Source organism: Streptococcus sp. KHUD_014 (assembly GCF_051106275.1).
Lineage (GTDB): Bacteria > Bacillota > Bacilli > Lactobacillales > Streptococcaceae > Streptococcus.
In genome coordinates, this window is sequence record NZ_CP193666.1 from 1,436,809 (window position 1) to 1,452,997 (window position 16,189).

The following is a 16,189-nucleotide window of genomic DNA, read 5'->3' on the forward strand; positions in this document are numbered from 1 at the left end:
CATGAACCTTTGAGGTGCTTTTTTAATGAAATTTTAAAAATAGGAGAATAATCAAGTGAAAAAAACACTCATGGCTAGTGCCATCACGCTTTCAATTTTAGGATTTACAACAAGTCCAAGCTACGCTGAAGAAAACAAAGTCCAGCCTGCCACTGCAGAAACCACTGCTAACCAAGGAAATAAAGACAAAGTCGAAGATAGTAGGCTTCCTAAAAAAGAGGATACAAGTGCTACTGAAGTTAGTCCAAGTTCAGCTCCAAAAGAGGAATCACCTGCCCCAGAAATCAAAAAAGACGGATGGTCAGAAGAAGAAAACCAATGGCGCTTCTATGAAAATAATAAGCCTGTGGTCAATTGGAAACAAATCCAAGGCAAATGGTACTTCTTTGACCAAAACGGCAATCGTCTGAGTAATACTACTTTTGACGGCTATGTCTTTGATAAAGATGGTGTCATGGCTAGTGGTGGTTGGAGCAAACTAGAGGACAAATGGTATTATACAAATTCATCTGGTAAGATTTCCCAGCAGAAATGGGAGAAAATCGGTGGTGTATGGTACTACTTTGACAAAGACGGTGTTATGCTTAATAACACCATTTGGGACGGCTATCTCTTTTCTAAGAGCGGAGCTATGGTTAGCCAAGGTTGGGCCAAATTAGATGAAAAATGGTTCTATGCCAATGCCTCAGGAAAGATTTCTCAGGAAAAATGGGAAAAGATTGGTGGTTCTTGGTACTACTTCGACAAAGACGGGACTATGCTGAGCAGCCGGCTCTTCAATGGTTATCTCTTTTCAAGCAGCGGTGCTATGGCTGAAAGATCATGGGTCAAGTTAGATGAAAAATGGTACTTTGCCCAAGCATCTGGTCGTCCTTCACATGATAAATGGGAAAAAGTTGGAAGTTCTTGGTACTATTTTAACAAAGATGCCACTATGGCAAGCAAGCAATGGTTAGGTAGCTACTATCTCAAGGATAGTGGAGCTATGGCTGAAAGAGAATGGATTTTTGATAAAAGCTATAATAGTTGGTTCTACTTAAAATCTGGTGGAAATTATGCTAGCCGTGAATGGATTGGCTCTTACTACCTCAAGTCTGGTGGTTATATGGCTAAGAGCGAATGGATTGAGGACAGCTACTATAATGCTCGCTACTATGTCGATGAAAATGGAATCTATGTTACGGGAACCCGTAAAATTAACGGCAAAACTCATATTTTCCAGAGCAACGGAAAATGGACTGCTGAAATTCCAGAAAGTCGTGGATTTAAAAAAGGGAAGTACACAAAAACTGTTTTCTTAGATCCAGGACATGGTGGAAAAGATCCTGGTGCTGTTTATTATAACACTCAGGAAAAAGACCTAACCATGCAAATTTATCAAAAACTACGTAAGGAACTCCAGGGTCTTGGTTATACCGTTCTTTCTTCGAGAGATAGTGATGTCTATGTCGACTTTGTCACTGAACGTTCAAAAATGGTTAACAAAACGGACTCAGACATGTTCATCAGTATTCACTTCAATGCAAGCGGGAATCCTGCTTCAGGGAGATCTGGTATTCAAACTTACTCTTACGAAGAAGACAGCGACTATCGTGCTAAGATAAATCCCTACTGGCATAACCATCCTGATCGAATCAGCGAAAGCAATCGACTTGCAGCAAATATCCATTCCTCTCTTCTAGCTGAGACAGGTGCTAAAAATGCTGGGCTTCTACAGAGAAGCTTTGCAGTCCTACGTGAAACTGATAAACCAGCAGTCTTACTCGAATTAGGTTATATGGATAATTTTGATGAAAACCAACGAATCCGTAATGAAGCCTATCAAGATAAATTGGTAGCAGGTATTGTTAAAGGTATCCAAAAATATTACGCTGGTCAATAAGCCAAAAAGAGGCTAGGACTTTTGTCCCAGCCTCTTTTTCTTACCCTAGATCATGTTTTTGATCTGGAAACAGAAAGCTTAAGCCAATACAGGCAAGTACTCCTGAACCAATAACCAAGCCATTCGAAATAGGAAGTAGATCAAAAATTGAATTTGCAATGATAAAGGCAATAATCAAACACATCAGACTAGACTTATAATCTTTTTTCACTAGATTTTCAAGAGTGAAAAATAAAAATAAACCTACTGGAAAGAGGGGCCAGATATTGACATCCAAACTTGGCCATCCTACAAAACCAGAATACAAGACTGCTACTGCAACTACTAAAAAACTGATACCTAATACTTTTTTCATGATGCGACCTCATTTTCCGTTTTACTTGGGATTTCTTTCCCTTTACACCAACTACTATAGCAAAAATAAAAATAGTCAACAATAGTTTTTGCCTATGTGGTCACCTTCCTTGACTAAGTGGTTAGAATTTTATAAAAGAAAAAGGAATTAAGCAACCAAACGTTACTTAATTCCTTGAAATTGTCTCATCACCTCTATTAACCTTTAAATTTTGATAGACTCTATTTTCTAATCAATATGACCAATATTGTCAAGACTAACCCTTTCAATCAATTCATTACTTACCTAAACTAAGTCCATTCATAAATCCAAAAAGGGTATCAATATCAAAGCAAACTAACTAATTGAGTTAAAAATGGCTATTTTCACAAAACTGTTTCATTATCACACTAGCTAATCTCAGTACATAAACCAATTTTTCATCTATAGCTTTTGTCCTAATCTTGATCTTTTTTCTTCAATCCAAGGAGTGATCCTACTATAAACAATATTCCAGCAATGAATGGTGTAAGAACTGCTCTAACTGTTCCAGTTTTTGGCAACCTATCAGAATTGTTAGTAGTTGATTTACTATCGATATCGGTATGTTTATTAGCTATGCTCTCTTGTTCATTAAGATAAACTTCCTTCTTATTTTCAAAGTTTTTATCAGGAACAATACTGCTTACATCATTAGTTGAATCAGATTGTGTTTTTTCTTTCTTTTTGGATACATCAAAAGTAGGTTTATTTTCCTCCTCCTTTTTCTCCTCTATTTTCTTGAATACAGGTTTTATAAGGGTATCTTTTGATAGATTAAGAACATAGCCAACGTCTTTTTTACCTTCGAAACCAGCAATTTCCCAGCCATCAAATTGATATCCTTCTTCTAATTCACCCTTATAGACAGGTAAAATGAAATCTTCTTCCGCCACTATCGTTGAACTCATTTCTTTTCCATTTTGAATGGTCACAGTTACCGTATGAGGTTTTAGTTCGCTTACCTCTCCCGTATCTTTGTTTAAAATGAATTCTTTTACGGTCGTATTTCTTGCAAAATCTTTTACAAGAATCTTAATATTTAGTGTCTTATCTGCTATTTGTTTAATATCATCAAATGATTTATATTCTTTTCCATTTACATAAATATGTTTTTCTTGAATCTCACCATCGAATCCATTATTTCTTTTATCATTGATATTAAAGACTACAGATTTTCCGTTAGCATATTCGATACTAGTATTTCCTTTTGGATCAATGTTTACTTCTGGTTTAACGTTATCATATAAAAATTGATAGTGTACTCCAACCGCTTTCGCATTCAAATCGCTATAGCCAGTTTGAAGATAAACATTTCCATCCATATCTGTTACCTTATCTGGAAATCCGTTTGCTTTATAGTCTTTCATTCCCCAGTCCATGATGTCACCGTCTTTAACATTAAGCTTAATGTTAAAATCTCTAGTGTTATCAATGTGTAAATCTCCATAGATTAAATAATTATCTACAACCGATTCATTAACTCTCAATTCCCAGTTAAAACCACCCTTATCAGAAATCTTACCTCTTAAATAAAATTCTGGATTTCGTACATAAATTTTATTAGATTTAGATGGATTAAAGTAGTTCTTGTCCATTGAAAGGTTTACTGGTTTTGCATCAATAAATAACGTAGAGCCATCTTCTTTTATAGCTTCTACATTGGACTTATCCTCTCCTGTGTACTCTTTACCATCCTTACCAAATAATACCAGTTTAGAAGAATCTGTCACAAGATTTCCATCTTTATCGATTGCCTCCCCTTTATCGTTCATTTTAAATGTAAACACTTGATACCTTACAATGTTAAAGCCGTCCAAAGCCGACATTAATACTGATTGAGTACTTCTTCCATCTTCAACATTTCTACTATCAGCATAAATTATTTTTTCTGATAAGACTCTTAGATTAGGATTGGCCTTTTGGATTTTTGCTATATCTTCCTGGCTATAAACTCCATTTCCTTCTAACATATCCGTTTTTCCAGGATTATAGGTAGTCACTTTTAGTGCATAGCCTTTTTTCAGAATGATACTATCCTTTAATAGATATTGTTGTTTTTCTGAATCAGAATAGATTTTACCAGATTCCATGTCCGTTAAATTGTTTGGTTTGTTTTTTGAAAGATCTCCTTCTCCTAATTCTATTACATTCCCATAACTTGATGCATAGGGATATTCTGCTTTAGTTTCCTTATTTTTTTCAGGCATTCTAATTTTAGTTTCAGCTTTTGTCTGATTATCATCTTTAACAAAGAATCTCATATCTCCTGAAAAAGCTAATCCATCCACAATATCATTAATATTAGCGTATAAATCAAATGTCATCGTTTTTGAGTGGGAATCATACTTGGTCGTTTTGATTTCTATCGATTTATATTTATTACCATAATATACCTTGGCATTTTTAGAAACATTACTTATCTTTCCAAGAATTTCAAAGTGTCCATCTTTAGACGGGCTTAGAACACCATAAATTTTTGATTTGATTTCGTCAAGTTTTTCAGTTTCATATTCTAAGGCGCTACCATCGTCATAAGCAATGATATTTCCCTTATCATCGTATTTATAATCGTATTCTTCTGTCCTCTTACCAGTTTCACTTGTAAAGTCATCAACTTCTCTAAATTTCTTTTTAATGAGTTTCTTCAAGTCTTTACTTTCAAACTCTCTAATTGTTGAAATAGTTTTATGAATAGTCAAGCTAGATTTTTCTTCGATAGACTCTTCATTGTCTTGATGATTTTCTTCCTCAGTTGTATCTTTTTTAAGACTATCCTCTTTTCTATTTTCTAAATTTTTAAATTTAGATTCGGCAATCTCGCCAAGCTTTTGATATTTAGATGAATCTTGATCAGGATCTACTAGATAATAGGAAATCATCCCCTTTTCATCAGCATGATCAGCAAATTTAATTCTATGAATCTTTGTGAAATTGCTAGAGCCATCTAATGCAATGACTTCAATGATTTTTCCTCTTAAATCTCCTGCACCATTAATTTCATAAATGGTATTTCCGTCTTTGTCAAGTTTCCTATTTCTTCCTTGACCCTCACCTGCGTAAGTTACTTCAAGATTTTTCTCAACCTCTCCGTCTTCATTAACCAGAGCGGCGCCTGCATACCAAACTTCGTTTGCAATCTCGTCAAATTTTTCAGGATGTTCTTTCTGATCTCTCGCAAATAGAGTTTCATTCTTGTATTGATCTTTTACCTTGTGATAAGTATCCTTTGTAATCAGCTTAATTTTTTCAGGATTTGAAAAATCAACCGAAACAATCTTAGGGGCTGTGTTATCAATTTTTACAGGAATATAGGAAACCTGCCATGGGTAATCTTTAGTTAATCTATATTTAAATTTATAGAAATATTGACCTTCCGCAATCGGTTCAAATTGACCTCTTATCCTAGTAGCTGGATCTTTGGTATCCTTGCTTTCTGGTGCATTTTCTTCTTTCCCTCTAGGATTATAGATGAGTCCATCCCATTTCAAGTCGCCCCAAACTTTTAGCTTAGAAGATTTGATTCCCTTTGCATCATTTCTTTTAGAGTTTAAAATTCCTTTAACAAAGTGTTCTCTCGAAATGACTTTTAAGTCAATTTGATTTTCTCCCTCTTTATTTGTATTTACTATTGAAATCATTCCTTCTTCTGCACTTCGTAATACAAGTGGAGAAGGTGTTAATCCTCTCTCAAGTTGAGCATCTTGAGGATTTCCATTTGAATCTAAGGGATAAATTTTAGCAATATTAGAACCACTTGATGATGGTGCGTTGATCCCTTCGTTATTGAAAGCAAATAATTCTGGATTTTGATCTAGAGATGTTGTATTTTTATCTTTTCTATTTTGTATAACTCCTGCTGGATTAAATTTATCTATACCATGTTCTCCACCAATTCCCTTATTTAAGGTTCCTGGAATTTTTGGTTTACCATCATCATCATAACCTTCCATTGTTTTTGATTTTGAACCTTCTTCCCAAGCCCATTTATCAAGGATTGGTTCCTTATTCCAATCCCCAGCAAATCCCATTAGAGGCATCGATAAAGAAGGTTGGAAATTTGTTTTCTTCCCGTTGGAGTTCAGAGCTTCCATTTCTTCCACTGACTCAAAATGAATAAATGATTCTACAAATTTATTTTTGTTTTTAGCCTCCCCAACATTTATAACCGCATTTAAATCAAAGCTAGAATTTGCTCCTATGGTAATAGTGTCATGCTCAAATGTAATATTTGCTCCTTTGACTTTTTCTGGGTGAATTTCTGGAACAATTTGCTTCCCATCTGGAGATTTTTCATCTTTGTATGTTTCATCCAGTTTTAGTCTGTCAGTTAGAGCATCTGTAGTTACTGCTGATGCTGAAACTTTAAAGGTCAAAGGTCTGTTTGATGTATTGTGAAGCTTAATTGTAAAATATTTTTTATCTCCTTTTATTTCTTTAAGAGAAATAGAACCATAAGAGTTTACTAAACCTTTAGAATCTGTGTTTTTGAAAGTCGCTACGACTTCATTTCTCAAAGCATTGGCAACATTAATTAGCCCTGCTCCCTGTTGTCTAGGTGATGCAAAGTATTGACTTTTTTCTTTCCAAGAAGTCGCATCCATCATAGGTCGTGAAGTATTTTGTAGGGCAATTTTTGTAAGACTTGTAAGATCTATTTTGTCATCTCCCTCAAGATTTTTCAATACAGGTCTTTCAAGCATTTCCTTTAACTTTGGTCTAATCAAAACAGTAGAAGCTGCCACGATTGGAGTTGCCATACTAGTCCCTGACATATAACCATAAGTTGATTTCCCATTAATGACATTGAGAGTGGATTTAATATTTTTACCTGGTGCTGAGACATCAGGTTTTAAAAGCAAATCTGTTCTCGGTCCCCAAGATGTGGATCCTGCTGGAACTATGACATCTTCTTTATACAATTCTTTGTCTGTGTCAGGTGCAAACTTAAAGTCAATTTCTTTTTCGTCACCTACATTCGGTTTATTAGAATTATAGCTGGCCATATCAATTGGATAGTATTGCTCCAATTTATCTTTGAAATCTTCCTTACTATTTCTTTTAACCTCAGTTTTTTTATCAGGATTAATCATGTTCCATAGCTTTACACCATCATCTCCTGAAATTGAAAATACTTGACTTTTAGTCCCTTCATCCGCTTCATATCCCATGGCTGGAAGCTCTGTCCAATTATCTCTATTGTAGTAATTGACAGTATTTACAACCATAATGGCGCGTGCGCCCTTATCCGTTGCTCTTTTAAAAGCATCTTTTAAATCCTTGGTATAAATTCGATCCATTACTGCAATTTTGCCCTTAAGATCCAATCCTATCAAATCTTGGTCTTGACCTTTGCCTATATATACAAATTTCAATTTACTAGGAGCTTTTGAACCGTCTTCATTTGTTGTGATTTTATTCTTATCGAAAAATGCCCCTATATTTCTGTATTTAAAATTTTCTCCACCTATGTTAACTTTATCAAACTCAACTGTCTGATTTTTAGCAGAAGCGACCGCTATCGCATCTTCATGTGCTGCAGTTCGCGTTACATTTCCAGTGTCGGTCATTTTCAGATTATTATTTGCCACTAAATCCCATGAAGAACTTGAAGCAGAAGTCGCATAGTTACCCGTAGCTACAACCATTGGAATGCCTGCTTTTCTTAACGCTCTAATAGCTTCCCAATATTTCTCACCTACAAGACCTGTTCCTGTAAAGCCAGATGATACCGAAACAACATCGACATTGTGTTTGATCGAATCTTCAATAGCATGAAACATTGTTTCATCTCCTGCGAAGCCAGATCCTGCGTCAGAGTACATTTTATAAGAGAAAATCTGTGCATTAGGAGCAATTCCATCTATTCCGTTAAAGTTTTTAATATCTTTTTCAGTATCATTCCCCGCAAGAATCCCTGCAATATGCATTCCATGTGGATCAAAATAATCGCTTCCATCATCAGCTTTTTCTACAGTGATTTTACCACCATTATAATAATTGAACGCATGAGGGATTTTATCACTCAACCAGAAATTTTTATCAGTACCTTTTAAGTCTTCTTTTTTGAATCTCATTGAGCCTTTAGCATCATCATCAATCCTCATGGCCTTATGCCTATAATCTGTCCCGGTATCGATATTTGAAATGACCATACCTCTACCATCAAAGTTTTTCCCAAATGGTGCATTGATAGATTTTAGGTAATCAATTGCCTCTTCAACTCCAATTTCCTTTCTAGCATGATTCATCATTGGCTGTACTTTTTGTGATCGTTCAACCGATGAGATACCTTCTATTAGTTTAATTTTGTCCAGATTATCTGGAGTTGTTTCTATTGCAACACCATTAAAAACCGTATCATAAGTATATAAAACTTTTGTATCCTTAAGATTTGATAGTTGCTTGATTGCTTTTTCTCCAGATTCTTTATCTTTAAATTCAGCAATATAGACAAGTTTATTCTCTTTTTGGGGACTTTCTGGGTCTTTACTTGCAGACGAGTCCGCTCTATCTTCTTTGGATTGATTGGAATCTTCTTTTTTGATTGTTGTTTTTTCATTGTTAGTTTTATTGTCTATCACAGATTCTTTACTAACAACTTCTTTTTCCTCAATAACTGTTGTTTTCTTCTCTTCAGTATCCTTTGAAGTTTCTATAGCATTATGAACATCTTCAAGTTTTTCTTTGTTTTCTTTTTGTTTATCTACTACTTTTTCTTTATCAGAGATAGTTACAGCATCTTCAGAGCTAGATGTGTCTGCTAAAACTACCTCATTAGGGACATATGCTGCTAAAATAACTGCAGCTGTGGTTAGTGACAATACTGTACTTTTTTTCATTTTAATTCCTTACATATTTATTTAACTTCCAATAGATAGAAAACTTTAACTTTGCTAGCCTTTGTTATAAAAAGTTTTACTAAGTATTATCTAGGAAATAGAGTAGTACATTTATATATAATTGTTAGCTCTCTGAAAAATAGTATATCAATTAAAAAAATTTAAGTCAAGAAAAATTAAGGTCTATTAATTTTATTTTTAACGTCTGTTAAAAATGATATAAAAATTTCGTACTTAACTGAGATACATTATCAGCACATTCACACCATCAAAAATAGTAGCAATCAAGTTGAACCACTACTAGAACCACAAAGACAGACATAATTGATGCAATAATACTATTAAACAAAGTAAATAACCGATAAGAACTAGGCTTAACGGTTATTTTCTACATATCAAAAAATTTTTTTCAAATCCTCAGTCATTTGTTCACCTGTGACCTAGGCTTTACGAGTGCCTTGCTCTAGCAACTAATACTCAATGAAAAGCAAAAAGCAAACTAGGAAGCTAGCCGCAGGTTGCTAAAAGCACTGCTTTTAGGTTGTAGATAGAACTGACGAAGTCAGTAACATATATACGGAAAGGTGAAGCTGACGTGGTTTGAAGAGATTTTCGAAGAGTATAAGCTAAATCGGCGATTACACTTACAGTATAGCACTCTAAGAATAGGTGTCAAGAAATTTTCATCTCTGTTAAAAAAGCCTGTCTTGAGACAAGGCTTTGATAGTATTCAACTTAAGAACCCGCACTTTCGTAGGCATCTAACCCCCTATCCCAAAGTTTAAGGGAAATGACAAAGAAAACCAGAGAAATCAACATCAAACCTCCGATGTTAAAGATTACATCCTTGTCCTGCAAGAAATAGCTAGCAGGATAGTAGGCCGTAAAGGCAAATGGCACGATAAAGCTAATCAACCATCGAAGGAGCGAATTGTAAATGGAAATCGGGTACTTGGCAAAGTCATTAAACATATAGAAAATGTAAATCATAGCGCCTGACTGCTTGGTCCAAAAAGCGATACTGGCTGTCGCGATTTTCAAAGAAGTATAAATCAAGGTCGCAAAAGGAATACAAACTAGGAAAAGTAGAATTTTAGGAAGAGACCAAGCAATGCTAGTCACTGTTGTTGCTAGTAAAATACCACCAACCAAAAGTTCCCCCAAAGCATCAATTTGAAATGTCTCAACTAAGATGTGAAAGAGAGGATTGATAGGACGAGTCAAATACTTGTCAAACTCCCCTTTTCTCACCAAGCGTTGCCCCAGTGCCCAGAGATTGTCAAAAAAGAGATGGTCCAAGCCCTTGGGAATCAATGAAAAACCATAGATAAAGGCAATTTCTTGAAAAGTCCAGCCTTCTAGGGATGGGATGTGTTGAAAGATGACATTGAGAAACAAGAGATTCAAGCCTTGAGTCAAAAAAACTCCCAGCACACCAACCACAAAATCCACCTTGTATTCCATAATTTGTTTGATGTATTGTCTAATAAAAATCAGATGCATGCGTTGATATTTTTTCATACTAACCTCCTTGAATGGTGATAAAGGACTGGACTCGTTTCCAAATCAACTGAGACAAGCCCACCATCACTAAAAGCCAGAAAAACTGGAGTAAAAGCGCCTGGACAATCTGACTGGCATCGTATTTCCCAACAATGATCATGACTGGGGTATAAATCAAGGATGAAAAAGGCAAGAAGGACAGAATATCTGCAACAATCTTTGGAAAGAAAGCCAAGGGAATCAAACTTCCAGACATAAAGGCCACTATGGAAGTCTTGAGTAGATTGGAACCCCATAAATTTTTAAATACAAAGGCTGAAAATCCAAAGCAGATATTAAAGAAAAAGTTAATCAGATAAGCCAGAGTTAAGCTAAAAAGATAAAGGACAGTTAATCCCAGCACTTCTACCATCCCTTGCCCAGATACGATTTTCATCAAAACAATGACACTTAAAAATGGAAATCCAACGCTGATAAAAATTAACCACTTTGACCCAAGCTCCATAAAGAGGTAAGAAGCCGCAAAATGCACTGGTCGCAACAAACGCATGATAATGGAGCCATCCTTGACCTCCTCCCCGATCATAAAGGAGCTATCAGATCTGGTCAACAGATTGGTCACAAAACTCATGATGATGTAGAGGGTGATATCTGCCATACTAAAGCCCTGAATCAAAAACTCTTGCGAAGAATCAAAGACAGCCTTCCAGAGATAAAAGGCCACAAAAGCACCCATAACATCTCCGATCCTATAAAGAATAAAGTTGACTCGATAGGTGATCAATTCCTGAACACCTGCATTGATAAAGGGTTTATAACGTCTCCACAATTTGACCATCTTAGAGCTCCTTTCGGTAGAAGCGACGGATAATATCCTCGATATCCGTATCCACCATCTTCAAATCGCGGATTTCAAAATCAGACAGGGTTTGCTTGATAATGTCAGCTGACTGGTAGCGAGAACTATCAAATTCAATGTTGAGGCTATTCCCTTGTCTATCAATGCTCATATCCGAAAAGCCTTCATAGTGAGAAACGAGATGACTTTGACCTGGTAGCAGTTCAAAGGAGAGCGTCTTCATCTTACCAAAGGTCTCCTTGAGTTGGCTCACCGTTCCATCAAAAATCTCTTGGCCCTTATCAATCATAAAAATCCGATCACAAAGTTGCTCAATGTCGCTCAGGTCATGAGTGGTCAGGAGAATGGTAGTTTCTTCCTCCTGATTGATTTGGGTAATAGCCCGACGAATATTATCCTTGACCGAAACGTCCAAACCAATGGTCGGCTCATCTAAAAAGAGAACCTTGGGATTGTGAAGCAAGGAAGCTGCAATGTCCGCTCGCATCCGTTGTCCCAGTGAAAGAGTTCGCACGGGATCCTTGATAAAGTCTTTCAAATCCAAGACTTCATTCAAAAAGTCCATGCGCTTATGGAAGAGCGAATCTGGCACATCGTAAATCTCTTTCAAAACCGTGTAGGTTTCTTGAAGCGCCAAATCCCACCATAGCTGGGTACGTTGTCCAAAAACCACCCCAATATCCTTGACATAATCTTGGCGATTGTCCTGGGGAATCTTGCCATTAATCCGACAGAAACCAGATGTCGGTTTTAAAATTCCTGTCAGCATTTTGATGGTTGTCGACTTCCCAGCACCATTTGCTCCGATAAAGCCTAAAATCTGCCCCTTTGGTACCTCAAAAGTCAAATCCTTGACCGCTTCAAAGGTTTGCTTTTCAGGATGAATAAAGGAGCGTAATGCCCCCTTCAATCCCGGTTCCTTAACAGTCTTAACAAAATTTTTCTGAAGATGCTCCACTTCTATCATTGCCATATCTATCTCCCTATCGTAAGGAATAGCAACATTGTGTTTTTGACTACAAACATTCTAAATCCTTACTTTCTACACCTTCTATTATTACAGAAGGCTTTATACCAACCTATTATAGTCCAATAAAAAATAGAATGCAAGCGTTTGCCTAAAATTTATGAAATTGGAGATTTTTCTCTTAAAATAATAGTTTTAATCCAAAATTCTGGTTTGATAGTTCCCTTAAAATACCAAAAAAAACTGACTTCTTTTTCAACATAAGGAAAGAAAGCCCTAATAACACCCTATTGTAGTGCAAATGTCTAAGGAAAACAAGTGTTAATTTATATCAAAAATTTGAATCTCTAAGAAAAGATAAAAGAGAGTGGGACAGAAATCGGTAATTCGTTAGAATTCGATTTCGTCGTCCCACCTCCGCACAGTTGAGTAGGGCTATAAAAGCTGATGAAATCAGCGTAGTAGAGCCCACTCAACCACTGCGTCTTGCTCGAAAATCCAAAGACAATTGAGAGGCTAGGACTTTTGTCCCAGCCTCTCCTCTACCAAGTTAAGTCTTCAATCATGCTTCTTACTTGTGAATCAAGAGTCTTATCCTTCTTCAGTTCTCCAACTAAAGTCTGAATCTTCCGGACTAGATTTGGATCAGTGTCATTATAGCATCGATGAAGCATCCAGATGTTATGCACAGTTGGACTTTTTAGAACTGACTCCATCAATAATTCCTCATAGCCTTGATGATAAAATCTCTCCACAAAGTGAACCAACTCACCTGGAGCTCCAAAATCTACTTCTGGATGCTTGGAAATAAAGTCTAAGACGGGGTCAACCAAATCAAAGGGTTGAGGGTAAGCCTCCATGGCATCTACAATCTCGTCTGCCAACTCAAATTCTTGGTCTTCAGTAATTGCATCATGCAAAGCAACTAACATATCATCTTTAGTAAGCATCTGATTCTCCTTTTCAACTTTTCCATATCATTATTCGTTTTCGAACTTCTTCTTCACTCATCAAACCTTGTTCGTAAGTAGTTTTCTAACTCTTTCTGGGATAAATCACTAGGAAGTTCAAACACATACTCATAACCTTCATCACAAAAGGAAACTTTCTCTTCGGGTGGAAACCATTTCCGAAGCCAGATGATATAGGAGGAATAATCTTGTAACCTGTTCGTTGAATCAAAGTAATCAATCACAAAAACATTTTTCTTGCTACTCAGTGAACTTTCCAAAGTAAGCTGAGGACTTTGATAATCCCAAGAAAGCGAGTAAGCTTTTTCAGGATTCGTCCTTTCTCTGATCAAAATACCTGGGAATTTTTCTCTCAAAGCAGTACAAAAGGCTTGTAAATCTAGGAATATGGGGTCTTTACTCTCAATAAAGACAAAATCAGCAGTACTCATCAGTCTCTCTCCTTCTTTTTAAAACTGAAAACAAACCTTAACCATCAATGGCAAAATTCTCCAGACTCTCAAATGCCTGCCCCTGATAGTCAAAAGAAAAGATATGAATATCATCAAAAGTTTGATCGCAGAAAGTAACGGTTTGTCTTTCTGGCTCGATGATGGGTTTACCCAATTTTTCAGTAGCTTCTTCATCTGTGAAATACCCGTAAAATTCTTGTAAATGAGGCAGTATAAATGCAAGAATACGAGATCTATTTTTATGGTAATTAGCTGCAAGCAACTGAGCTTCAACCTCATAATTTCCACTTGGTTTTTCTTCCCAAGCTACAAGAACATCATCTACTTCATGTAGGTAGGCTTGCAAGGACTGATCGAGTATCATGGCTATTGTCCCTTCTATTCTATTTACAATAACAGAAAATAAAAATCACATAGATTGAGCTAAATGATTATCTAAAAGTATCTGGCATAATTCTTTTCACACTCTCATCTTTGTCAACTAGAAAACAGTCTGGAAAAGTCATCTGTTCCCATTTTTTATAATCAAAACTTGAATCAAAATGATTGATTAAGATTCCTAGTAAATTCCCATGAGAACTTAACAAAATCGTTTTATCTGAATATCTTTTTTCCAAGTCCTCAAATAAATCTAAGATTCTCTTTAATGCTTCTCGGTTAGACTCACCTCCAATAAGTGATTTATCTGGATTTTGCCATAAATAATGAATCGTTTCTTCAAACTTAGAATCTTCAATAAATCTTGAGGATAATTTTCTTTCACGTAAACGATTATCAAGTACTATCTTATCAAATTGAACGGGAGAACTATTTACTGTCTCAAAAGCTCGCTTATAAGGACTTGAAATAAAGTAATCTATTTTACAAGCATTTAAAAACTCCAGCTGTTCAAGAGAAGAAAATCCTTTTTCCGATAAAGTTCTATTCAAATCATCACTCGAGAATCTTGAATGAGCATGACGGAGTACAATGTAAGTGTTCTTCATAAAATGTCACCTCTCAATTATTGGCATCAGTTCAAAATAACTTTCTAAATCACAGTTACTCTGTTAAAAAATCTTCAATTCGAGAAACAAGTTCATTATTTTGATAGTGATAAAGTTCGTGAGGCGCATCCATATATATGACTTGAACATTAGACTGGCCACTAGCAAATGTCTCTGCATAATGCTGCCATTCTGATTGGCTAAAGGTCGTGCCTTCACCGTTAGAAACCAGTAATAAGGTGGGAATTTTCGGATTGATGCTAGAGGAAACTTTCTTGGCATTTTCCTTTGCCAAACGGGATTCATGAAGCATGGCTTGTGATATCAACTGCTTATATGCTAGTAATTTATATTGTTGTCGTTCAGCTTCAGTCAGAGTTGGATTTTTTATATATAAGGACTCAGGGAAATAGCGTAATAAGCCAATCTTACTGCTCCAATAAGCCACAGTAAGCAAGGCCTGATTATCCTTTAAATCCTCATAACTTGCTGGTAATGCCCAATCCAGACCAACCAAGGATTTCACTTCATCAGGATACTTTTCCTGCCAAGCCAGACTTTCAAGACTAGCCATGGAATGAGACAGAATGATAAAAGGTCCTGTTATATTTGCTTGTGATAGAGCTTGACGTGTCTCAGACAAAACTTCCATCACATCTCTGGATTGATTACTATCCTCGCTACAACCATAGCCAGCCCGCTCCACGATGACTACCTTATATTTTTTTGATAAGGAATCCGACACATTCTTAAAGTCTAATATAGGTGAAGCAATACCTGCACCTGAAAGAAATACTATCGTCTCAGATCCTTCACCTTGAACGTAAACATTCATTTGATGCCCATTGACAAGAACTTGCTGTCCCACAGGTGTTAGTGAGGCTTGTTCCTTTTCCAAACTGATACGATGAAAGATGAATGTTGCCCCTAAAAACAAAAGAATGAAACTAAGAAAGCCAAGACTCCATTTTTTTAGTTTTTTCATAGCATTATTGTACAAAAATTAGACTCTTTTAGCAACTTTAGATAGATTCTTCCCCAACATATTCTCTATAGTTTCAAACACAAAAAACCCACCCAATGGGCAGGTTTTTTATGAATATGGTTAAGCTAGATTATGCTTTACCTTCTTGAGCATAGCTGATTAAATCTCTTAATCATTTCTTCTAAACTTACGTTCTTCACATGTCCTTTACTGACAAGTATTGTAATCTTCTCACACCTAAACATCGAAAAACCTATAATCGCTAGCAATCGAATGTCAACAAGCTTTCCAAATGAACCTAGTGTAGCTAAAATTGCAATTAAAGAGTCATCAATATATGCTCCGGAGGTTTCATGAATTCCAAACAAC

At 36.0% G+C, this 16,189-nt stretch carries 11 protein-coding genes; 1 reads left to right on the plus strand and 10 read right to left on the minus strand.

The genetic code is table 11. The annotated features are described in order from the left end of the window. The first annotated feature begins 55 nt into the window (after positions 1-55). Complete coding sequence (locus tag ACORHT_RS07000) at positions 56-1,882, plus strand: N-acetylmuramoyl-L-alanine amidase (RefSeq protein WP_434349848.1); 1,827 nt, start codon at positions 56-58, stop codon at positions 1,880-1,882. A gap of 40 nt (positions 1,883-1,922) precedes the next feature. Here the strand turns inward: ACORHT_RS07000 and ACORHT_RS07005 are convergent, their stop codons facing one another. The 10 genes from ACORHT_RS07005 to ACORHT_RS07050 all read right to left on the minus strand — a co-directional run bounded on the left by ACORHT_RS07005 (position 1,923) and on the right by ACORHT_RS07050 (position 15,820). Then, positions 1,923-2,237: a LiaF transmembrane domain-containing protein gene (locus ACORHT_RS07005; RefSeq protein WP_075229195.1), complete on the minus strand. Its 315-nt coding sequence runs from the start codon at positions 2,235-2,237 to the stop codon at positions 1,923-1,925. A 437-nt stretch (positions 2,238-2,674) separates the two neighbouring features. Then, entirely contained in the window at positions 2,675-9,097 is a 6,423-nt protein-coding gene (locus ACORHT_RS07010; RefSeq protein WP_434349849.1) for a S8 family serine peptidase, read from the minus strand. A gap of 735 nt (positions 9,098-9,832) precedes the next feature. Continuing rightward, the gene (locus ACORHT_RS07015; RefSeq protein ID WP_094753463.1) at positions 9,833-10,618 is read right to left on the minus strand and encodes an ABC transporter permease; all 786 of its coding nucleotides are present in this window, start codon (positions 10,616-10,618) and stop codon (positions 9,833-9,835) included. A gap of 1 nt (position 10,619) precedes the next feature. Next, positions 10,620-11,438: an ABC transporter permease gene (locus ACORHT_RS07020; RefSeq protein WP_434349850.1), complete on the minus strand. Its 819-nt coding sequence runs from the start codon at positions 11,436-11,438 to the stop codon at positions 10,620-10,622. 1 nt (position 11,439) lies between these two features. Continuing rightward, entirely contained in the window at positions 11,440-12,432 is a 993-nt protein-coding gene (locus ACORHT_RS07025) for an ABC transporter ATP-binding protein (protein ID WP_033683338.1), read from the minus strand. Between the two features lie 536 nt (positions 12,433-12,968). After that, positions 12,969-13,376 carry a hypothetical protein gene (locus ACORHT_RS07030; RefSeq protein ID WP_049503109.1) on the minus strand — a complete coding sequence of 136 codons (408 nt, stop codon included), beginning with the start codon at positions 13,374-13,376 and terminating at the stop codon, positions 12,969-12,971. A 53-nt stretch (positions 13,377-13,429) separates the two neighbouring features. Continuing rightward, positions 13,430-13,828 carry a hypothetical protein gene (locus tag ACORHT_RS07035; RefSeq protein WP_434349851.1) on the minus strand — a complete coding sequence of 133 codons (399 nt, stop codon included), beginning with the start codon at positions 13,826-13,828 and terminating at the stop codon, positions 13,430-13,432. Between the two features lie 37 nt (positions 13,829-13,865). Further along, positions 13,866-14,213, minus strand: a complete 348-nt coding sequence (locus tag ACORHT_RS07040; protein ID WP_434349852.1) for a hypothetical protein — start codon at positions 14,211-14,213, stop codon at positions 13,866-13,868. Positions 14,214-14,280: 67 nt separating this feature from the next. Then, positions 14,281-14,835, minus strand: coding sequence for a histidine phosphatase family protein (locus ACORHT_RS07045; RefSeq protein ID WP_434349853.1), 555 nt, complete (start codon positions 14,833-14,835; stop codon positions 14,281-14,283). A gap of 55 nt (positions 14,836-14,890) precedes the next feature. Continuing rightward, positions 14,891-15,820 carry an alpha/beta fold hydrolase gene (locus ACORHT_RS07050; RefSeq protein WP_434349854.1) on the minus strand — a complete coding sequence of 310 codons (930 nt, stop codon included), beginning with the start codon at positions 15,818-15,820 and terminating at the stop codon, positions 14,891-14,893. Positions 15,821-16,189: the final 369 nt, after the last annotated feature.